This window comes from Ignavigranum ruoffiae, from assembly GCF_900110675.1.
GTDB classification, from domain to species: domain Bacteria; phylum Bacillota; class Bacilli; order Lactobacillales; family Aerococcaceae; genus Ignavigranum; species Ignavigranum ruoffiae.
Map to the genome: position 1 here is coordinate 25,895 of NZ_FOEN01000002.1, position 21,856 is coordinate 47,750.

General features: G+C 38.8%; 24 protein-coding genes. 3 read left to right on the plus strand and 21 right to left on the minus strand.

Translation table 11 applies throughout. From position 1 onward, the window contains the following. The first annotated feature begins 4 nt into the window (after positions 1–4). Entirely contained in the window at positions 5–1,603 is a 1,599-nt protein-coding gene (locus BMX34_RS02315; protein ID WP_092570365.1) for a peptide ABC transporter substrate-binding protein, read from the plus strand. Between the two features lie 247 nt (positions 1,604–1,850). On the opposite strand, the gene BMX34_RS02320 is transcribed toward BMX34_RS02315, so the two are convergent. The 21 genes from BMX34_RS02320 to comGA form a co-directional block, all read right to left on the minus strand. Then, positions 1,851–2,057 carry an LPXTG cell wall anchor domain-containing protein gene (locus tag BMX34_RS02320; RefSeq protein WP_092570367.1) on the minus strand — a complete coding sequence of 69 codons (207 nt, stop codon included), beginning with the start codon at positions 2,055–2,057 and terminating at the stop codon, positions 1,851–1,853. Between the two features lie 149 nt (positions 2,058–2,206). Beyond that, positions 2,207–2,770: a peptide deformylase gene (gene def, locus BMX34_RS02325; RefSeq protein WP_092570369.1), complete on the minus strand. Its 564-nt coding sequence runs from the start codon at positions 2,768–2,770 to the stop codon at positions 2,207–2,209. A 21-nt stretch (positions 2,771–2,791) separates the two neighbouring features. Beyond that, positions 2,792–4,021 (minus strand): GTPase HflX, encoded by a 1,230-nt coding sequence (hflX, locus tag BMX34_RS02330; protein ID WP_234971662.1) that lies wholly within the window; start codon positions 4,019–4,021, stop codon positions 2,792–2,794. Next, complete coding sequence (miaA, locus tag BMX34_RS02335; protein ID WP_092570677.1) at positions 4,011–4,976, minus strand: tRNA (adenosine(37)-N6)-dimethylallyltransferase MiaA; 966 nt, start codon at positions 4,974–4,976, stop codon at positions 4,011–4,013. The genes hflX and miaA overlap by 11 nt, the downstream gene beginning before the upstream one ends. A gap of 10 nt (positions 4,977–4,986) precedes the next feature. After that, a complete protein-coding gene (gene recN / locus BMX34_RS02340; RefSeq protein WP_092570373.1) occupies positions 4,987–6,723 on the minus strand; it encodes a DNA repair protein RecN in 1,737 nt (578 codons plus the stop codon). A gap of 20 nt (positions 6,724–6,743) precedes the next feature. Then, entirely contained in the window at positions 6,744–7,556 is an 813-nt protein-coding gene (locus BMX34_RS02345; RefSeq protein ID WP_092570377.1) for a TlyA family RNA methyltransferase, read from the minus strand. A gap of 16 nt (positions 7,557–7,572) precedes the next feature. Further along, a complete protein-coding gene (locus BMX34_RS02350; RefSeq protein ID WP_092570379.1) occupies positions 7,573–8,469 on the minus strand; it encodes a polyprenyl synthetase family protein in 897 nt (298 codons plus the stop codon). Beyond that, positions 8,466–8,696, minus strand: coding sequence for an exodeoxyribonuclease VII small subunit (gene xseB / locus BMX34_RS02355; protein ID WP_092570381.1), 231 nt, complete (start codon positions 8,694–8,696; stop codon positions 8,466–8,468). The genes BMX34_RS02350 and xseB overlap by 4 nt, the downstream gene beginning before the upstream one ends. Next, positions 8,683–10,059, minus strand: a complete 1,377-nt coding sequence (gene xseA / locus BMX34_RS02360) for an exodeoxyribonuclease VII large subunit (protein WP_092570384.1) — start codon at positions 10,057–10,059, stop codon at positions 8,683–8,685. Before xseA ends, xseB begins: the two co-directional genes overlap by 14 nt. Then, positions 10,050–10,931: a bifunctional 5,10-methylenetetrahydrofolate dehydrogenase/5,10-methenyltetrahydrofolate cyclohydrolase gene (locus tag BMX34_RS02365; RefSeq protein WP_092570386.1), complete on the minus strand. Its 882-nt coding sequence runs from the start codon at positions 10,929–10,931 to the stop codon at positions 10,050–10,052. Before BMX34_RS02365 ends, xseA begins: the two co-directional genes overlap by 10 nt. A gap of 341 nt (positions 10,932–11,272) precedes the next feature. Beyond that, positions 11,273–12,949: a DUF1002 domain-containing protein gene (locus tag BMX34_RS02370; protein ID WP_092570388.1), complete on the minus strand. Its 1,677-nt coding sequence runs from the start codon at positions 12,947–12,949 to the stop codon at positions 11,273–11,275. Positions 12,950–13,138: 189 nt separating this feature from the next. After that, positions 13,139–13,582 (minus strand): transcription antitermination factor NusB, encoded by a 444-nt coding sequence (nusB, locus tag BMX34_RS02375; protein ID WP_234971663.1) that lies wholly within the window; start codon positions 13,580–13,582, stop codon positions 13,139–13,141. Position 13,583: 1 nt separating this feature from the next. Further along, a complete protein-coding gene (locus BMX34_RS02380; protein ID WP_092570392.1) occupies positions 13,584–13,985 on the minus strand; it encodes an Asp23/Gls24 family envelope stress response protein in 402 nt (133 codons plus the stop codon). Between the two features lie 60 nt (positions 13,986–14,045). Next, positions 14,046–15,107, minus strand: a complete 1,062-nt coding sequence (locus BMX34_RS02385; RefSeq protein ID WP_092570394.1) for a M24 family metallopeptidase — start codon at positions 15,105–15,107, stop codon at positions 14,046–14,048. A 133-nt stretch (positions 15,108–15,240) separates the two neighbouring features. Beyond that, positions 15,241–15,906 (minus strand): hypothetical protein, encoded by a 666-nt coding sequence (locus BMX34_RS02390; protein ID WP_143440717.1) that lies wholly within the window; start codon positions 15,904–15,906, stop codon positions 15,241–15,243. Positions 15,907–15,982: 76 nt separating this feature from the next. Then, a complete protein-coding gene (locus tag BMX34_RS02395) occupies positions 15,983–16,480 on the minus strand; it encodes a hypothetical protein (RefSeq protein WP_159428818.1) in 498 nt (165 codons plus the stop codon). Then, complete coding sequence (locus tag BMX34_RS02400) at positions 16,416–16,727, minus strand: hypothetical protein (protein WP_092570400.1); 312 nt, start codon at positions 16,725–16,727, stop codon at positions 16,416–16,418. The genes BMX34_RS02395 and BMX34_RS02400 overlap by 65 nt, the downstream gene beginning before the upstream one ends. Further along, entirely contained in the window at positions 16,724–17,167 is a 444-nt protein-coding gene (locus tag BMX34_RS02405; RefSeq protein ID WP_092570402.1) for a hypothetical protein, read from the minus strand. The genes BMX34_RS02400 and BMX34_RS02405 overlap by 4 nt, the downstream gene beginning before the upstream one ends. Then, positions 17,164–17,517 (minus strand): competence type IV pilus major pilin ComGC, encoded by a 354-nt coding sequence (gene comGC, locus BMX34_RS02410; RefSeq protein WP_092570404.1) that lies wholly within the window; start codon positions 17,515–17,517, stop codon positions 17,164–17,166. The genes BMX34_RS02405 and comGC overlap by 4 nt, the downstream gene beginning before the upstream one ends. 12 nt (positions 17,518–17,529) lie before the next feature. Next, the gene (gene comGB / locus BMX34_RS02415; RefSeq protein WP_092570406.1) at positions 17,530–18,600 is read right to left on the minus strand and encodes a competence type IV pilus assembly protein ComGB; all 1,071 of its coding nucleotides are present in this window, start codon (positions 18,598–18,600) and stop codon (positions 17,530–17,532) included. Next, positions 18,554–19,609: a competence type IV pilus ATPase ComGA gene (gene comGA, locus BMX34_RS02420; RefSeq protein ID WP_234971664.1), complete on the minus strand. Its 1,056-nt coding sequence runs from the start codon at positions 19,607–19,609 to the stop codon at positions 18,554–18,556. The genes comGB and comGA overlap by 47 nt, the downstream gene beginning before the upstream one ends. Before the next feature lie 253 nt (positions 19,610–19,862). On the opposite strand from comGA, the gene BMX34_RS02425 reads away from it, so the two are divergent. Together BMX34_RS02425 and rnjA are read left to right on the plus strand one after the other, a co-directional pair. Next, positions 19,863–20,078, plus strand: a complete 216-nt coding sequence (locus tag BMX34_RS02425; protein WP_092570412.1) for a DNA-directed RNA polymerase subunit epsilon — start codon at positions 19,863–19,865, stop codon at positions 20,076–20,078. Then, positions 20,079–21,788, plus strand: a complete 1,710-nt coding sequence (rnjA, locus tag BMX34_RS02430) for a ribonuclease J1 (RefSeq protein WP_092570414.1) — start codon at positions 20,079–20,081, stop codon at positions 21,786–21,788. The last annotated feature ends 68 nt before the right edge of the window (positions 21,789–21,856 follow it).

Genomic DNA, 21,856 nt, shown 5'->3' on the forward strand with positions numbered 1-21,856 from the left:
TGCCATGAACAAAATTAGTAAAATTATCAGCATCATCGCACTATTAACTAGCCTGATACTTTCTCCGCTGACTAGCTTTGCTCAAGAAAAGGTCTTAAATTTAGCAATCAGTGCCGAGCCGCCCACGATTGATCCAAGCTTATCGACGGATACGACTTCGGGGTCGATTATTGATAATGTTTTCGAGAATCTTACTGAAATCACACCCGATCAAGAAGTCGTGCCGGGTGTGGCCGAATCTTGGGAAATTTCAGAAGACGGTCTGGTCTATACCTTTCACTTAAGAAAAGAAGCCCAATGGTCAAATGGCGATCCAGTGACAGCGCATGACTTTGAATTTGCTTGGAAACGCATGCTAGACCCTGATACTGCTTCGCCGCGAGCTAACTTGTATTACGACATTAAAGGGGCTGAAGCATTCAACACTGGTCAAGGAAAAGTCGAAGACGTTGCTATTAAAGCCTTAGACGATAATACGCTTGAGGTGACTCTAAATAGTCCGGTGGCTTACTTCCTTGAATTAATTAATCATTATGCTTTTGCACCCGTCAATCAAAAAGTAGTGGAAGCTAATCCTGACTGGGCTCTAGAAGCAGGTCCAGATTATGTTACTAATGGCCCCTTTGTCTTAAGCCAATGGAATCACCAAAGCGATTATACTCTAGAAAAATCATCGACTTATTGGGATAAAGATCAAGTTCACTTAGATCAAGTCAATGTTAAAATCATCGAATCCGAAGCCACGGCCTCCTCTGAGTTTCAAGCAGGTTCGATCGATTTCTTAGGAGCCCCTTATGGCAGTATTTCTTTAGATTCTGTTCCAATTTTTAAAGACCAAGGTATTCTTAACAAAAAAGCTTTCTCAGGAATTTACTGGTACAAACTCAATACTACTGACCCAGTGATTGCCAACGTAAATATTCGTAAAGCCCTTGCACTTGCCATTAACCGTCAAGCGCTCATCGAAAATATTACTTACGGAAATAATCAACCAGCCCTCGGCTTAGTTCCGACAACGATTCCAGGATTTGAAGAAGATCGTCAATATCTTAAAGATGCTGATTTCAAACAGGCTAAAGAGTATCTCAACAAAGGTCTAGAAGAATTAGGCATGAAGAGCCCTGAAGAATTAAATTTAAAAATTTCCATTAATACCTCTGAAGCCCATTCGGCTATCGCTCAATTTATTCAAGAAACTTGGAAACAGGAACTCGGTATTCAAACAGAAATTGATAACACCGAATGGCAGGTCTACTTGGATAAGATTGATACGCTTGATTACCAAATCGGTCGCATGGGTTGGTCGGGTGACTATAATGACGCTGCTTCATTTCTAGAAATGTACAAAACAGCTGATACCCCAAATAATTCAACCGGTTGGGAGAATAATGATTTTAAAGAAAAATTAAATCAAGCTCGCTTGGAACTTGACCCTGCTAAACGTACCGAAGTACTTAAAGAAGCTGAAGCGATCATGATGGAAGAAATGCCGGTCATTCCGATTTACTATAACGAGTCAATCTTTGTTCAGAAAGATAATCTAGTGAATATGAAACCCGATGCCATTGGAAGATATAACTTAAAATATGTCGATCTTAAATAGCTCCTCCTCGAAGATTTTTATCGACTGACTTGCTAATTGATATTCGATTCAAAATTTTTTCTGGCTATAAATCACCCGAATTACTGAAACCACTTGATGGAGGGTCAGTGATTCGGGTTTTTATTTTATGTTAAGAGGCGAGTTAATTAAAAGTTCATGAAGGAAAAGTTTCTTTTCTCATATAAAAAAACCAGAGTAAGCAATTCACTCACTCTGGCTACAAAATTTTGGATTCTATGATGAACAATTAACGTGTTTTCTTTTTGTCAGATTGATACGTAAGTAATCCCAAGCCCGCTAGAATTGTGGCACTTGCACCAAACCAGACAAGATTTTGCTTAGCTTCACCCGTTGCTGGCAAAACGCCCGCTTCTTGAACTGCCTGTGGTTGTTCAACTGATTCAAGTGCTTCAGATGTGGGGTGTTCTAGCTCTGGAACTTCAGTCTCTGGCACTTCTGGCTAACTTCAGCTCATAAACTATCTTCATTAATTAATCAGTTCATTAAGTTCAGCACATCGTTGTTTCACAGCAAAATTTTCTAACATCATAATTTGTGAATGATATATTATTTAAGACAAAAAATAAAAGCCCTGCCAGGCTTTTATAAAAGTTCGATTCCTTGACTATCCCATGGATTTTTAGGATTAATGTGGTCGTAGAACATGATTCCTTTCAGATGATCAATCTCATGTTGAACCACAATCGCTTGGAAATCTCGTAATTTTAATTCGTGTTTCTGCCCATCCATGTCTTGGTATTCAATCCGAACCCGTTTAGGACGCGGGACTAGACCAGGAACGTCACGAGGAACAGACAAGCACCCTTCTCCTTCCCGGATTGCGATCTGTTGAACCGCATGGGATTTAATTTTAGGGTTGATTAAAATTTGATCCATAATTACAGTTTCTTCATCGGTTTCTGAGTCATATTCAGTCAAATAGATGGCAAAAATTTGTTTACTGACACCCAATTGAGGTGCTGCTAAACCCACACCAGCTCGAAGATGATATTTCTCAGCCATTTCCTCATCTTGGCTATTAATCAGAAAAGTTCGCATCTCTTCACAAAGTTTCAAGAGGTCTGCGCTTAAAGGAAACTCAACAGCTTCAGCCTCTTGTCGCAAAATTGGATTATTCTCTGCTATAAAATCTTTCATCGTAATCATTAGCGCTTCCTCCATTCATTGTTATTTTTTGAAACCTGTCACGATATAATTTTGTTTCACTTGATCAAAATCAATTGATTCTACAATAGTATTTTGCTGATATTCGTAAATCTTTTGGGCCTGATCAGCCGGAATCAGAATACGGTAAGGTTGGGCGATGGACTTGCAAGTCTGCCAGATCTCCTCTTTCAACAATTCAATACTTTCTTCCCAATATGCTGAAATTTGAACATTAGGAAATAAACTTGGTTGAAAAGGTTCATTTAGCGTATCTATTTTATTATAAACCACTAATTGAGGAATTTGATCCATCTTTAGATCCTTTAAAAGTGAAAGAACGGTTTGTTCATGAAGAAAACGGGCAGGATGTCCAGCATCAATGACGTGCAATAATAAATCGACATCACTAATTTCTTCTAATGTAGACTTAAATGCATGAATCAGTTTGGTCGGTAATTCTTCGATAAATCCGACAGTGTCCGTCAAGGTAAAATTCTCAAAACCTCGAATCGCAAAAGACCGAGTCAATGGATCCAAGGTAGCAAATAATTTGTCTTGGACCAAAGTATCACTTTGGGTTAGCTTCGTCAAGATAGTTGACTTTCCAGCATTGGTATAACCGACTAGACCAATATTAAATTCATTGCCTTGCTGTCGCTTCAAGCGCGTCCGTTCTCGATGCGCTTCGATGGCACTGAGATCCTTTTCGATCTTCCGCATCCGTGTTCTCAGATAACGTCGATCCGACTCTAATTTAGTTTCTCCCGGACCCCGTGTACCAATACCACCACCCAGACGTGAGAGTTCCAATCCTTGGCCAATAATTCGCGGTAATAGGTACTGATATTGGGCGAGTTCAACCTGTAATTTCCCTGCCCGACTTTTCGCTCGTAAAGCAAAGATGTCAAGAATGAGTTGAATCCGATCGATAACTCGACAGTCCCAAGCTTCCTCCAAATTACGGTGAACCACTGGTTTTAGCGGGTTTAAGCTTACTACTAAATCAATGTTTCTGTGTTTAATGATTCTTTGAATTTCGCCCACTTTTCCCTTTCCCAATAGGGTCCTACCATCTTCTTTGGGTAACTTTTGCATCATTCGTCGGTCTAAAAAGGCCCCAGCTGTATTGACTAGGGCTTCCATTTCTTGCATCAAATTTTCAAATTCGAAATCAGTCCATTGTGGTGTTTGCACACCAACCAACAATACCTTTTCTTGTTTTATTTCATTGTTATAATACTTATCTGCCACTTTCATCACCTTTTTCTAAGTCATTCTGGATGATTGTTAGCATGTTATCTAAAGCTTTTTGCTCATCATCAATTTCTAACCAATGTTTATCTTTAAATCGATTGCGGAACCAGGTCAATTGACGTTTAGCATATCGTCTTGAATGTTGTTGAATATCTTGAATAATTTCTTCTTGCGATTTCTCATGGTTAAAAAAAGGAAGCCATTCTTTATAGCCTATTCCTTGTAATGATTGCCAGGAACTCCCTTGACTCAAACTAAAGAGCTCAGAAACTTCTTCAACTAAACCTTGATTAATCATTTGTAAGACGCGGTGATTAATGCGTTCATATAATTCGGCTCGCGGTCGATCGAGGACGATTAAACAATGCTGATAGCGAGCTTGATGTTGTTGGTGGCCCCTTTGATCGGAGAAGAGTTGACCGGTACTACGAATCACTTCCATCGCCCGAATCATTCGTCGAGTGTTTGCTTGAGGGATTTTCTTAGCGGCTTGGGGATCAATCTCATTGAGTCGTTGCCAAAAAGCGGTGGGTCCTACTTTTTCTAATTCTTGTTCTAATGCTTGCCGTATTTCAGGCTGATTAGAACCTGGCCGGCCCAACTCTAAGGGATATAGGAGAGCCTCAATATAGAGCCCACTCCCGCCCACAATAATGGGTAGGCGCTGACGTGCTGAGATTTCGATTATTTTTTGATGGGCTTGCTCAACAAAAGCACTTACGTCGAAGGATTGATCTGGTTCCAAAATATCCAACAGATGATGAGGAACTTGATCCATTTCAGTAGGCATGATTTTCCCAGTTCCAATATCCAGACCACGATAAAATTGCATACTATCCGCATTAATAACTTCACCATTGAAATGATGGGCTATTTTAAGGCTAAAGGCGGTCTTGCCCACTCCCGTTGGTCCAGCTAAAACCACCACCGGTATCTGATACGTTGAAATCATGCTCACATCCTTATTCATTCCTTCTTAACACACTCATCATCGATCGAACCACCTCAATAGTCTGTTGATCAACATGGTGCCCGGCTAATATTTGACCAATCACTTGTAATCGCTCGGCCTCAGTTAAGTGACTTACCTTGGTATAAGTTCTTCCTTGTTCAACTTTCTTTTCAATCAACAACTGATGATCACTGACCGCAGCGACTTGAGCTAAGTGAGTGATGGCTAGTACTTGATGTGACCGTCCCACTTGATACATCTTTTGCGCAATCACATCTGCTACTCGACCACTGACACCCGTATCGATCTCGTCAAACACCATCACCATCGACGAATTAGAGCGGCTGAAGACCACTTTCAAGGCCAACATAAAACGAGATAATTCCCCACCGGAGGCCACCTTGACTAGGGCTTTCTCTTCTTCCCCCGGATTCGTTGCAATCATAAACTCAATTTGATCCAGACCTGCCGAACTTAATTGATAAATAGGCTCAGCTGGATTGCTCAGTTCGCTCATCTGTGAATCCAAATTTTGGTCAAGAAATTGAACTGAGAATCGACTATGGGGCATGTAGAGATCTTTCAATTGATTCTCAATATCGGCTTTTAAGGCTAAGCTAGCTTCTTGACGAAGTTGATGAAGCCGCTGAGCCAAATCATAGGCAGATCGATAAGCTGGTAACAGCTGGCCTTGTAAATCTTCAAGATAACGATCTCGATGCTGAATTTTATCAATTTCTTGACGAAGCTCCTCTTTATAATCAATCAGACCTTGGTAATCTCGCTGATATTTGCGTTTAAATTGGCCAATTTGACTCAACCGTCCTTCAACCTGATCAATATCTAGCTCATCCATATCTAATTCACTCATTGCCTGGGCACAAAAATGAGCTAATTCAGCCGTATTAATCTGCACCTGATCCAATAATTCAGCCGCTTCCTGATAATGATCATCGATTTCAGCAACTTGTTGGAGTTCTGTACTAGCTTGTTGGAGTAGAGACAGAGCCGTCGTATCGCCTTCACTTAACAATTGATTGATATTTTGTAATTTTTGCATCATACTTTGAGAATTTCTTAAAAGCTTACTCTGTTTCAAAAGCTCATCCTCTTCACCAGCAATGAATTGAGCTTGATCTAGTTCGTCCAGTTGATACTGCAAATAGGATAGTTGCTGAGCTTGATCATGTTCTGCTTGATTAGCCTGTAACCATTCTCTTCTTAAACCCCGATAATTATCATAAGCTTGCTGATATTTCGCAAAAGTTTCGGCCAGACTATCTTTGGCATATTGGTCTAATAGATGAAGATGGTGCTTACTGTTCAACAATAATTGGTGTTCATTCTGCCCATGGATATCAGCAAGAAATTGGCCGATTTCTTTCAGAATTTTAACTGTGGCCAATTGACCGTTCAAACGAATCAGATTCTTACCTTTCTGATTAATCTCTCGATGAATAATCAAATCCTCAGCTAATAAGTCGATATCAAATCCATATTCATACAATATATTCTGTAACTGGGGGTCAAGCTGATCGAAAGAAAATAAAGCTTCCACAATAAGTTCTTCACAACCTTGGCGAATAAAATCACTAGAACCCCGTCCACCCATTAACAAAGAGAAAGCATCAATAATAATGGATTTACCAGCACCTGTTTCCCCCGATAAGACGGTCATTCCTTCTTGGAAATCGATTTGAACCGACTCAATAATAGCAAAATTCTGAATGCTTAAACTTCGTAACATCTTGGACAATCCCTACCTTTTTATAAAGTCTGATGTGCTTGCTCCACGACTTGTTCAATATTGACATCTTGATATGACAAATTATGGGCTTGTTTCGCATTTCTTAAATAGACCAGAAATTCAATATTACCTTCTCCCCCCGTTATCGGTGAGAAAGTGAGTCCGTGGATGGTATAACCTATCTGGCAAATAAATTGAAGGACTTCTTCCAAAACTTCACGGTGAATCCTAGCATCGCGAATGACTCCCTTCTTACCTATTCGTTCCGGCCCCGCTTCGAATTGTGGTTTGATTAAGGCAACAACCGGGCCGTTATCAATCAGAATAGCCTGTAAAGGTGGTAAGATTAAAGACAGGGAGATAAAAGAGACATCAATACTGGCGATGGTGGGCTGACCTTGGCTGAAATCTTCAGGCACAGAATAACGAAAATTTTGACGTTCCATTACCACAACTCGCTCATCTATCCGAAGTTGATAAGCCAGTTGATTATAGCCAACATCTAAAGCGTAGGATTTCTTCGCACCAAATTTCAAGGCGACATCAGTGAACCCCCCGGTCGATGCGCCAATATCCAATAATATCTGATCTCGCAAATCTAAATCAAAGCGTTGGATAGCCTTTTCTAATTTTAGGCCACCGCGGGAAACATAGGGAAAAGGTTTGCCTTTGATTTCTAAGACTCGTTCCGTACTAATTTTCTCGCCAGGTTTGTCATAACGTTGGGCTTTCTCATCGTAAATTTGTCCTGCCATGATGAGACGGCGAGCCTTTTCCCGACTGTCAACCAATCCTTGTTGGACGACTAATTTATCTACACGTTCTTTATTCAAAGCTATCATTCCTGACTTAATGACTATGATAGTCTAAATTTAAATAATCAATAAATGTTTCCAATAAATAATAAGGCTGCTCAGTAAGATTGCTTAAGCGTTTTAAAGCAATTTTGGCTTTTTTAATCTCTTTATTTAAGGAGGCCTTAGATTCTTCCACACCAATCAAAGCTGGATAGGTCGCTTTGTTCAAAGCCGCGTCGGCTTGACCATGCTTTCCAGTCACTTGTACATTGCCTAGAACATCCATCAAATCATTATGAATTTGATAAGCAATACCAAAAGCGTTGCCAAAACGGTCTAATAACTTCCGCGCTTTGTCTTCCATATTTAAGATAATCGCTGCCGCTTCTAACGAATAATTAAAGAGACAGCCTGTTTTGAGGTAATGAATTTCATTGAGTTCAGCCAAACTCAATGAACTGTTCTGCCCTTCAATATCTTTAAGCTGTCCAGCAACCATGCCCACACTGCCCGATGCCTGGACTAACTTGCTGATTAAGGCCACTTTCTGTTTGGCTTTTAAATGATCATCCTGGGCGATAATCCCAAAAGCATCCGTCAATAAAGCATCTCCAGCCAAGATGGCAGTGGCTTCATTAAACTGAATATGACTCGTTGGATTGCCCCTTCTTAAATCATCATTATCCATCGCTGGCAAGTCATCATGAATTAAAGAATAGGTATGAATATGTTCTAAGGCAATCGCCGTTCGCATTCCATACTCAATCAACTGACGATTATTAATCTCCAAAGTAGCTAAGAGTAAGAGCGGGCGCAAGCGTTTACCCCCCCCTTTGAGCGAGTAAATCATCGGCTTTAAAATATCAATCGACACATCTAAATGAAGAATATAGTCATCTAGGGCTGCTTCAAATTCGGCCCTTAATAAACTTAAATCTAGTTGTCTCATGTTAAATCACCATCCAATAAAGCCTCACCTTCTTCAGTCATAATCTTGGCAACAGTAGCTTCTGCTTTATTCAGGCTTTGCTGACAATATTGACTTAATTCAATACCCTTCTTAAAAGCTTCTAAAGATTCTTCTAAAGGGAGATCTCCTTTTTCTAACTTCTGAACGATTGTTTCTAATTCAGTCATCGCTGTTTCAAAGCTAGGTTTATTCTTATCTTCCGTCATTCCTATTCTCCTTACTTATCATTTGATCCACAGTACTGACTATCATACCATCATAAAGCTGTATCGATAAGGGATGATCTGGATTTACGTCGTTTACGCTACGGACAATCATTTCATCCTGCTCAACAATCGCATAACCTCTCTGCATAATCTTTAAAGGACTTAAAGCATCTAAAAGCTGAATATGAGTCATTAAAGCGTTCTGCTGGTTCTGGAGCTGTTGATTAATCTGTTTATGGACTTGTTTATCCAGTTCTACTAAACGTAGTCGAGTTTGATTAATCATCTGGCTGAGATTCTGTGACTTCAACCGCTGATGCAAATATTCCAAGCGCTGACCCTGATTCCTAATCATCTGTTGACTTTGCTTATTCAGTTGTAAGGTCAGTTCGTCCAAACGTTGAGCATATGTTTGATAAATTCTGACCGGATCCTGGAAAATATAAGATTGCTGACTATATTCGAGTCGTTTCTTAAGCATTTGAATTTGTTTATAAAAGACAGATTGTAGTCGGTGATCATAGGTCTTGAGCAAGCTTAGAACCTCACTGAGGACTGGGACTGCAAGTTCTGCTGCCGCTGTAGGGGTTGCTGCGCGCAAATCAGCCACATAATCTGCAATGGTCACATCCGTCTCATGGCCAATTGAAGAAATGATAGGTAAAGAGCTTTGAAGCATGGCCTGAGCCACCATTTCTTCATTAAAACTCCATAAATCTTCAATTGAACCTCCACCCCGGGCAAGTATAATCACGTCAAATTGATCTTTGAGTTCTTCAACTCGTTGAAGAGCACGAACAATTTCATATTTAGCCTCTTGCCCCTGCACCCTCGTTGGAAAAACAGTCACTCCAACAATGGGATAACGTCTTTGAACAGTTGTCAGTATATCACGGATGACTGCTCCGGAGGGGCTAGTAATCACAGCAATATTCTTAGGAAAGCGAGGTACTGTCAAGCGAGGTCGGTCAAATACGCCTTGTTCTTTAAGTTTATTTTTCAATTGTTCGAAGGCTTGGTATAAGGCTCCCACGCCGTCCGGTTGCATTGACTTAATCGTAATTTGATAGCGACCACTGGGCCCGTAAATTGAGACACGACCTTGAACAATGACCCGCATCCCTTCTTCAGGTTGAAAAGTCAATCGATCAAAATCTGATTTGAACATCACCGCATTTAACTTAGATTGATCGTCTTTTAAAGAGAAATAACGATGGCGTGTTGCTTTGGGATTAAAATTTGATAATTCACCTATTAAGATGACATCTTTTAAATAAGGATCCACATCAAATTTACGCGCTAGATATTTAGTCAGCGCCGTCACAGTTAAATAATTCTTCTGTCCTTCTTGTTCTACCTGCATTCAATCACCTGTTGATAATCTATTCCGTGCTGATAACACGTTGCCATAATCGTCTGATCCATTAACATGGCAACCGTCATCGGCCCTACGCCACCTGGAACAGGAGTTATCTTAGCCGCCTTATTAATCACTTTAGCATAATCGACATCGCCGACCAAGGAGCCATCGGCCAATCGATTCATGCCCACATCGAAAATAATTACACCACTTTTGACATCGTTTGAACCAATCAGATTAACACTTCCTGCAGCCGAAATAATGATATCCGCTTGCTGACATTTTGCAGACAGATTCGCTGTCAATCGGTGACACAGTGTTACCGTAGCATCTTGGTGAGTCAAGATAATCGCCAAGGGTAGACCTACAATATGGCTATTACCAATAATGACAATATCTTTGCCAACGACATCGATATTATAGGCATCCATCAAATACAGAATGCCTTTTGGCGTGCAAGGAAGGAAATGTGCCTGATCCGTCAATAACCAACCCATGCTCATCGGATTCAAACCATCGACATCTTTGTCAGGACTAATCCAAGTGGATACTTCTTTCAAGTCATATTGCTGAGGAATCGGAAATTGAATAATTATTCCGGAAGTTGAAGGATCATTATCATATTTTTTTACGCACCGTTTAAAATCTTCTTGAGAAACTGAGTGATTTAGTCGATGGCACTCAAAATCAATCCCAATTTGTTTGGCTTTCTTGGCCTTTTGTTTGATATATACTTGGCTTGCTTCATCGTCAGAAAAGGTAATCACAACGAGTTTAGGGATAATGCCGTCATTTTTTAAGCGTTGGACAACTTTTTGTTGTTGTTTGAGTAAGCGATTGGCAATTTCTTTCCCATTAATCTCTATGGCCTTCATGATTGAACCCCCTCTTATAATCTTAATCTATTCTATCATAGAATTAGCTTTCTGAATATCTGCATTGATAGGTTCACTGACGTGATAGAGATTCCAACGAATATAGCTAAATCATCTGATATCTATGACTTACCCAAGTTCAGTTAAAATTTATCACCTTAAGTAAACTCCCATAATTAAAAATCCACCCACCCATGTCGTCTCAGCACTGATATGCTCTAACATGGGTTAGTGGATTAATTTGGATTAAGGAAGCGAATGAAATGTTAACACTTAGCCGACAAAGTGGCCAATATCGATGTAAAAAATTTATCTTACGCGTGACCGATCAATCTGTCTAATTACTCAGCTTGATCAGCTGCTGAACTTTGATCTTCGCTAACTTGGTTATCATCCTCAGAAATGACATCCTCTTGGCTAGTTACCTCTTCAGTCGCTGTAGTGTCCTCAACTGCTTCACTAGCAGTAGTCGTTTCGTCTTCCACCGTCGTTTCTGATTCAGAACTTTGCGGATTTTCTAAATAGTTTTCTGGAACTTGATAATCAGCCGGAATGGTTACTGGATTTGATCTTAAATCTTCAAGATTCTTGCCAAATATCGAAGTATAATCCATTGGTGTGACTGGTGTATCGGTTACCGCATCAAGTACAGTACCGGTAGCTATATCATATTTGTAGTGAGAGGTATTAATATGATCACCCGCATCTTCAACGACATCAATAAATACTATAGAACCTTCCTGGTCCATCACATGGTATGAATAGGCTTGTGGCATCAAGCCGGTTTGAATCCCGATTTGAAGATAGATTTCTGCCAGCACTGGGTCTGAAAGTTTAAGATTTTCAAAGCTATTGAGATTTTCCATCCATTGACTTTGCAATTGACTAGATCCAAACATCTCTGCCCATTGACCATTCAAGTGATAGAATATTTCGGTCCGCAAAGCATTCAAGGCTTGTTTATTTTCGGTTGTCATCTCTGGATTTAAACTTTCCAAGACAAATGAATAGGAATAATTAGCTAAAGGACTTAATGCTTGATCAAGGTCATTATAGAATTTGCTAGTTAAAGATTGAATTTCAGGCATAATATTATCATCTTGGCTGAAATCTAAGCGTGGTCGTGCTTGTGCATCAGCATAGGTTAAAGAAGGATCTAACTGAGTTAGCGCATCCGACCAGACTGGAGTCGTACTTTCTTGTAATTGTTGAATCGTATCTTCATTAGCTGCCGCATCTGTTTGAGAATATTCCTTAGCATAGTCTTTCAATTCATCGACGATTTCAGGATGTTCCTCAGGATCAATCCCTTTTTCTTCTATAACGGACACAATGATATTATTAATCACGGTTTCATTGACTTCTGTCTGATTCACAATATTATTGGTAATTTCAGTTTTAACTTCAGCGACTGCTTGGTTAACTTGGGTATTATTTAATCCGGTTTGTTTTTCTAATTCATTGACTAAAGTGATTTCTTTTTGAGCAACCGCCACGTCTTCTGTCTTAACTTCAACCCCTGATTGTGCCAATAAAGCATACACTCCGGCCAAAGCACCTTCACCCGTTACCGGTTCTACAGTAGCAACACGAATTTGAGCATTCTTAGCTCCGGCAGTAATGGCCGCATTCTGATAGGTTAATTGTGACACATTCAAAATGTTCTGCGGAGTCACAATTTGGACTTGGACACCATGTCCTTCAGGCATTTGTTGAATAAAAGCAGAAGAATAAACTACGGTGCTACTATTTGACCCATCTTGTAGGTATTGATTGATAATATTACCGTCAACATACTTAATTTGTCCGGCAGGAAAATCCCCGGCACCTAGAAGTTGAAGTGTTTCTTGGGCTTGTTGGTCTGATAAAGAAGCCCCTAAAGCAACTAATTCTTGTTGTTGAGATTGTGTAGCTTGGATGGCAGAAACTGTATGAACATTCGATACTGCTGAATAGATTGGCAAAGTCAACATTAAAGTTGCTGCACTCGCCGACAAAATTTTATTAAATTTTTTCATAAACTCGCTCCTTTTTCTTTCTTGCTCACATCCTTATCTTAACAAATTTTAGATATAGAGTCTGCTGAATCCACTTTATTACTATGAAATTTCATAAAAACTTCTAATAAATAGATATTCGTGGATACAGTCTATGATAATTTTAGCCAAAATAAAAAGAGTCCCAGAATTAGGGACTCGATTCTAAATTTATTTACCTTCGTTCAAACGTTTCATTAAGATACCTGAAACAAACTGTCGTGATTTATCATCGGAAAAACCGCGAGCTAGCTCAATGGCTTCATCCACTGCCACAACTTTAGGAACTTCTGCTTCAGGGAGAAATTCCATTTCAAATAAGGCTAAGCGCAAAATGACACGATCAATCTTTTGTAAACGTTCTACAGACCAATTATCTAACTCTGTGGATAAAATCTGATCTAATTCTTCTTGATGTTCAAGTACACCATAAACCAACTGATTCAAAAATAAATAGTTTTCGGCAAGATAACCTTCATCAGGAAAATTACCATTTTCCAAGGCATAGGCTAAAGCCGCTTCTACGCTAAGGTTATCAGACCCATCAAGAAGTTGATATAAAGTTTGAATAGCGACCATACGCATATGCCGTCTATGCTTCAATGGTTTATTCACATTATTCACCATCGCGATCGAAGATTGTCAATAGATTTTCAGTTTCTATGGCTTCGATATGAACATTAACCTGACTCATATGAATATCAGTCATAAAGAGAATTTGCTCTTTCACCCGATCTTGAACACTTAAGGCAACTTCAGGCACTTTATAGCCAAACTTCACACTAATAAACATATCAATCACAATCTCACCGGATTCATTATTCACATGTGATTTAATCCGGTCTCGATCCATACCTAGAAAACTACCGGCCTCTTTTTGTAATTTCGATTTAGTGGTGGCGACACCTTTGACTTCACTGGCCGCTTTAGCAGCAATGGATTCTAGGGCAGCCAAGCTTAAATTTACTTGCCCTAAATCAGCGCGGATATCTGATGATAATTCTTTCGCACTATTCATAATATAACCTCCTTAGAATCATGAGTTCTCATCTATTGTAGCGGAAAGAAGGTTAGATTACTAGAGAATTATCAGTTCTTTCGCTGAACGGTTAATTGATTCAACTCCATCTTTATGGATAATCAAATCATCTTCAATACGCACGCCACCCAAGCCAGCAATATAGATGCCTGGTTCATCGGTAATGACCATATTTTCTAAGATGACATTTTCTCCTCGAACAGAGACTGTAGGTTGTTCATGCACATCTAAGCCGAGTCCATGTCCTGTTGAGTGACCGAAGTATTCTCCGTAACCTTTTTCGGTAATATAGTCGCGTGCAATGGCATCAATTTCTTTACCCGTCATTCCAGCCTTTGCTTCAGCAATCACTTTCAAATGGGCATCCAAGACAATTTGATAAATTTCTTTTAATTTAGGATCCACTTCGCCGACAGCAATCGTACGAGTAATATCTGAAGAATATCCTTTGTAATAGCAACCAAAATCTAAAGTGACCATGTCACCTTGTTCAATCAATTTTTCACTGGCTACACCGTGAGGCATGGCTGAGCGAACACCGGATGCGACAATCGTATCAAAGGACATCCCTTCTGCGCCTTTGCCCTTCAAGAAATGCTCTAATTCATTAGCTACCGCAATTTCACTAACGCCAGGTTTAATAAACGTTAGGATATGATCGAAAGCTTCATCGGTAATCTTGCAAGCTTCTTTTAAAATTTCTAGTTCAGCTTCATCTTTGATAAGACGAATATTTTCAATAACATTTTGTGTCTCAATGAGTTCAGCTGGGAAGATATCAGCCACTTTACGATATAGGGACAATGATAATTCATCTGCTTCTATGGCTAATTTTTTGATACCGTCCTTCGTCATAATATCGGCTAAGCTTTGATACAAGTCCCCTTTATGAATCACAATTTCAAAACCTTTAGCCTGTTGACCGGCTTGTTCTGTATAACGAAAATCAGTAATGAAATAAGCTTTATCGGCCGTAATAATAACTTCACCTGCAGATCCGGTAAAATTAGCAAGATATCTTAGGTTTTTACTATTAGACACCCAAATCCCATCAAGTTGTTCTTTGGCTAAATATTCTCTGACTTTTTCAATACGTTTCATAGAAACCCTCCTCTTTCTTTATCTGTTATTATAGCAGAACAATAATAAACAAGGAATGGTTATAAAATTTGTTGATTGGATTTAGTTCGATGGCAAAAAATTAGCAGGATTGTTATCGAAGTGGATAATTTGTTCAATCAAATGGATCATCAAGTTTCTGCCATTTTTCTCCATAGCCATAGATTGTATAATTAAGCTTTCGTTGAGGAAAATATTCTTTCATCTTGAAATCTTGTTGGTCGACTTGGCTAGTCAAAACCAGTAATTCTGAATCTTGCTCATAATTCTCAACCCAACCCGTTGAAAAATTGATGACTTGATCTATACTAAGTAAGCATTGCCATTGATCAGTACGGCTTAACTGGTAATCATCCACTTTTTGATAGCCTAGTTCTAGAAGATCCAGACTTGTTTGTCTTAACCATTCAGCTTGTTGACTTTGGTCTTGAGTCAAAGAGGTTAAAGCTAAGAACGATTTCTCGTCGGCTCGACCAAGTTGACGAATGTCTTCAGGTTCGATTTCCAGATAAAGATAATAAAGACAGAGAGTTTCTGACTGCCCAGCTTGATACAAAATATCACGGTCTAAATTATTCTCTAAAAGATTTGTTACAGGAAGTAGTTGACTCAAATCTTTCATTAATTTCATTCGGGTCTGATCCAAAGACTGTTCAAAACTCTCTAACTGATTAGACACATCTTGATAAAGATTGGCCTCGACCATAGCTAACTGAATTTTACCAATATAATAATTTTCAAATAATTGATGTCGTTCTAAAATCCCTTGTTGAATAGTCAACAGACAAACATATAATATTTGACAGATTATTAAATAGACCAAAATATATGGGAAGATAAATGCTCTTTTGCCGCATTTAGCGGATCGGTATTGATGATGGAGGTTGGTACCGTGCCAGCCTAATATGCCCTTGATAGAGTTTTTGATCATCCATTAACACCCAAATCTTTAAGAAATTTTCTTCCACTTCAATTTGCCAGGCAAGAACTCCTTGCAAAAAAGGATGAAAACCGGGTCGTTTGTAGATCGTTTCCTGCTGACAGACAAATTCAAAAAAATTATTTTCTTCAATATCTCGAACATAAATCATATCATCACTGGCATTTAATACTTGATAATGATCCATTTCTTTCTCAAAGATTACTAAAAATTGGGAAAAATCTCGCGCTCGGCTAGCTCCAAAATTCTCAGCAAGCCCATCATAATGCCAAATAATAACTTGGAACAGATACAGGACACTGGCCAAAACCATCAGTCCGATGAGCAACTCACTAAAAGTGAAAGCTTGCTTACCCTTGACTTCTTTCCACACTATATTGTTGGTCATCAATCGTAATTGTGCATCGATACGCATCACAGTCAAATGCCCCCACATGTCTCTGAGTCTGTTGTTCAAATTCATAGATTCGTACGGGTACTTTATCTGAACTCATCAAAGCTATCTCAGCAAGCTCTTTAAAAAATCGATAATTTTCTAAGTCAACTTCTGCTTGCTGAAATTGTTGTTGCAATTGATACATGCCTGGTAGATATATAGAGAGAATCAAAGCCAAGATGATTAATCCCAGCAAAGCTTCATAAACAATATATGCTTGTTTCATAATTGGACCTCTTCAATGGTAAAGATACCTGAACCTAATTGAAAACGAAGAGCAAAAGCTTGATCAGTTTGCGATTGATAAAAATTTACAGCGCGAAAATCACTGATACGTCCATCAGCTAAATACGATAAACGCAAATTATTTTTGAGATCCCAAGTGTCAGGTAAGGTGTGTTTCAATAATATTTCCTGTTCATCTTGGTTCATAACTGTAATTACTTCTGCTTCTGCATCGAAGTCAATTAAGTAATTTGTATTTTCTAAGACGGATTTTTCTTTATAATAATTTATTGTTTGAACAAGTTCTTGCAGATAAGCGCGGCTCTCAAGCTTAAACTGATAGGCTTGAATATTAGGGGGCTGAACTAATATTAAGATGACTGAGATTACAAATAATACGGCACTAATCTCAGCAAAGGTAAAGGCCGATTTCAGCCTCATTGACTTTGGAATTCAGGCCGGATCTCAACTGGATCCCCAAGATCTCCTTCAACTAAGAGAAATTTTTCCGCTTCACTGACTTGTTTTTCAGTCAAATAGCCATTTTCATAAAGTTCATTCAAGCTCACTTGGTCATCATTCTCTACCAGAACATAAGTATTGCGTTGAGTCTCGACAATTTCTTTGATATTCTCGGCCGCTTGTTGATTAATTCGATCTCTCTGTCCTGATACATTGGGGATAATGATGGCCATTAACAAAGCTACAACGATTAAAACAATTAACATTTCTAATAAGGTAAAAGCCGATTTTGATTTCTTGCTTTTCAAAAATTGAGTCAATTTATTCATTATCTATTCCTCCTAAAAAGTTTGCATAGTAAGTAAAGGCAACATCATTAATAAGTACATCGAAATAATTAACAGGGCAATCCATGAGAATAACACGGGTTGAATATATGAAATTTTTCGGCGTATATCTTTAATTAACTCTTGATAAAGGCGTTCAGAATATATTCGACATTGGTGTGATAAGGCGCTAATCATCGTACCTCGGCGTATCACCAAGGGAAGTTCAGCGGTAAAGATATTGACTTGTTTTAATTGATCTTCTAAATGATGACCAGACTCAAATCCAGCAGCCAAATGGGCTGCCATCTCAGTTAGAAAAGCATCTAATGGATATTGGCGTAAAAAATGAATAATTTGTTGCATCGAAAAACCCGCTTCAAAAAAGAAAGCAAATTGATAAGTTAATTTATAGGAACCATAATATCTTAACCAACGACCAAACAAAGGAACTTTGACACATTTTTGATATCGTTTCAAAAGTGGCATCCGTAGCAAATAATAATTTATTCCACAATAAGAAAAGATTAGTAAAATACCGATACCCGTCAATATTTGCGGTAAATATCTAAAAAAATTCACTAGAATTTGTACCAGCAAACTCTCCTGATAAGTGACTTCACTAATAAACGAAAGCATTTGTGGCAAGATAAAACTGCGAACACCGAAAAGCATGACGACAATACAAACCAACAAAAATAATGGATAGGTCAGTACTTTGATTATCGTCTCTCGGTCTTTTTGTATTTGCTGAATTTGGCGACTGGCGTCATATAGTCCTTGAACGAAGCGACCCTGTTTCTCTGCGAAAAAAATTTGAGCAATCAAGGACGAGCTATAGCCCATCTCTTTCAAGCTAGTCTCAAAAGGCAATCCTTTAAGAAGTTGCTCGCGAATGAATTGAAAATTGGCTGAATATCGGGGAAGTAAGACTTCCATGAATTCTAAGCTTTGATTCATTGAGAATCCCTGCTGGGCTAAATCAGCTAAGGTCAGCAAAAAATAAGCCCGATCGCGAGGACGAATCAAATACTTCGCTTTAGACGACTTCAAAATGTTGATAGGTTTGCTCATCAATGTAGCCATATAACCAAGCTCTCTTTAATTTATCATTCAATCGAGTGAATTTTACTTCTTCATCGGCTAAATACTGACTTAAAGTCTGACCACAAAGCAATTCAAAGATAGCAGCGCGCCGACTCTGAATAGGAAGGTAAGGACATAAAGCATCACAAGCTCCCTGACAAAAAGGACAATAGCGAGGGAGCAGCCTTTGCGATACGACTCCGATTAAAGTTTGAGCCAATTGTTGTCGACTGATTTGTAATTCTTCCAGACGAGCAATCACACCCAAGGTATCTTTAGCGTGAATAGTGGCAATCATCAAATGACCCGTTAATGCACCCCGTATCATCATCCGGGCGGTTTGTTCATCTCGAACTTCTCCAATTAATAAAACATCTGGATGATGTCTTAAAGACGATTTAATCAATAAATCATAGCTGATTTCTGCTTTTTCATTAACTTGAGTTTGTAAAAAATTAGGTTCAAAGATTTCGACCGGATCTTCCATCGTGATGACTTGAATGGCTTCTTGATTCATCCGCTTCCTAAGTAGATAATAGATGACAGTCGTCTTACCCGAACCCACAGGACCTGAGAATAAGATGAGACCTGATTTTCTGGCTACTAATTGGACCATCACTTCTAAATCTAAGGGAAAATACGTCTGTAAATCTCTTTCTTGTGTTTGCTGACTTCTTAAGATTCGAATGACTAAAGATTCATGGAACAAAAAATTAGTAATCGTTGATAAACGTATTTCAATCCGTTCCTCGGCTAAATCAAAAGCAGTCGATCCTGATTGGGGTTTGCGTTTCTCACCGACGTCTAAATCGGCCAAATATTTGAGATAGAAAATAAATTTCTGTCCCCATTCAATGGTCCGACTAAACATATAATTCAATTTTCCAGCTAAACGAAAATAGACAAAATAACTTTCATTATGGGGAAGAAGATGAATATCTGAGCTTCCCTGATTAACCGCTAAAGTTAATAATTCACGTGCTTGATCTTCGATTCTATCCCCCCTCACATTTATGAGTGCCTCATCATCTTTGAGGTCACTAATCATAATTACAAGATGACCTTTATTTTACGTTTTTATCTGATAAAAAATTTTATTTTCTACAAAAGAGTGCCTAGTTTGTAACTAAACTCATAAACTTCAGCTTATATTCTCTCTCTGGAATTAAAAACTATACTTGAAAATGGCCTTATGATAGAATGTTAATAGCTGACAGCATATTGCGACATATGCTGATTAATATATGAAAAGGAGTGTCATAATGATATACAAAGTATTCTACCAGCCATCTAAAGAAGAATCCCCATCCCGGGAAAACACGATGGCTCTCTATATAGAAGCAGATTCTATCGTAGAGGCGAGACAACTTATAAGTGCGAATACACCATACAGAATCGACTATATTCAAGAACTTTCGGCGGCTCACCTCAATTACGAAAAAAATCATCATCCAAATTTTGAGGTCGTGAAGTTTTAGATGACAGTGAATTTAAAAAATAATGAAGTTGGCGTCTTCGCCATCGGTGGTTTAAATGAAATTGGAAAAAATATGTATGGGGTTCAGTTTCAAGATGAAATTATTCTATTAGACTGTGGTATTCTCTTCCCTGACGATGATTTATTGGGAATTGATTACATTATCAATGATTTCTCTTATATTCTTGACCACCGAGATAAAGTCAAAGCGCTCATTATTTCTCACGGACATGAAGACCACATCGGCGGTATTCCTTATTTACTGATGCAGCTGAATGTGCCGATTTATGCGGATCCGTTAGCTTCTGCTTTAATTCGCAATAAATTAGCTGAAAGAGGCTTATTAAGAGATGCAAACATTACGGAGTATAATGAAGATACGGTCATTAAGTTTCGTAAAACTTCTGTCAGTTTCTATCGGACCACTCACTCTATTCCGGAAGCTTTTGGAATTGTTGTAACTACTCCGCCAGGTAATATTGTCTTTACCGGCGATTATAAATTTGATTTCACCCCAGTCGGTGAACCCGCAAACTTACACCGGATGGCAGAACTCGGCCAAGAAGGTGTTCTACTTATGCTTGGTGATTCAACAAATGCGGAAATCCCTTCATTTACTATGTCAGAAAGAATTGTTGGTAAATCCATCAATGATATCATCCAATCGGTAACCGGACGGGTAATCTTTGCCACCTTCGCTTCTAATGTTTCCCGTTTACAACAAGTTGTCGATACTGCGATCAAAACGCATCGCAAGATTGCTGTGTTTGGTCGTTCGATGGAGAATGCGATCAAGATTGGTAAAGAAATTGGCTATATCGATGAAAAAGGTCAAGATATTTTTATTGGCAGTCGGGAAATTAATCGCTATCCGGCCAATGAAATTATTATTCTTTGTACCGGTTCTCAGGGAGAACCAATGGCTGCCCTGAGTCGGATTGCTAATGGAACTCACCGTCAAATCGCTATTCAAGAAGAAGATACCGTTATCTTCTCTAGCTCACCGATTCCAGGAAATACGAAGAGTGTAAACCGAGTTATCAATCAGTTGACCGAAACAGGCGCAAATGTTATTCATGGTAAAATCAATAATATCCACACCTCTGGGCATGGTAGTCAACAAGAACAGCTTTTAATGATGCGTTTGTTGAAACCGAAATTCTTTATGCCAGTCCACGGGGAGTATCGGATGTTAAGTATTCAGGCTCGTCTGGCTGAGTTAGTCGGAATTGACCGAGACCATAGCTTTATTCTATCCAATGGGGATATGCTCGCCCTAACTGCCGACTCTGCTCGCCGAGCTGGACATTTCCAAGCTGGCGATGTCTATGTTGACGGGTCAGGAATTGGTGATGTGGGTAATATTGTCCTGCGTGATCGTAAAATTTTATCCGAAGATGGTTTAGTAATTATTTCTGCGACCCTAGATTATGAAAATAAACAACTTATCTCAGGACCTGATATTATGTCGCGCGGTTTTATTTATATGCGTGAATCAGGTGATTTAATTCAACAAATTCAACAAGAGATGAAAGCTGCGATTAATCGAGGTCTTAACGAAAATGGCAATAACATTAACGAAAAAATGATTCGCGATATCATCTTCACCTCTTTGAAACCTATTCTATTTGACAAGACTCAGCGATCACCAATGATTCTTCCGGTCTTATTAGATATCAATAAAGGCGTTCGCAAACGTCATAATCATTGATCTGGTTAAATTTGCGTAAGATAAACATAATAAAAACGGTGCTGACTAAATGTATAATCAGTACCGTT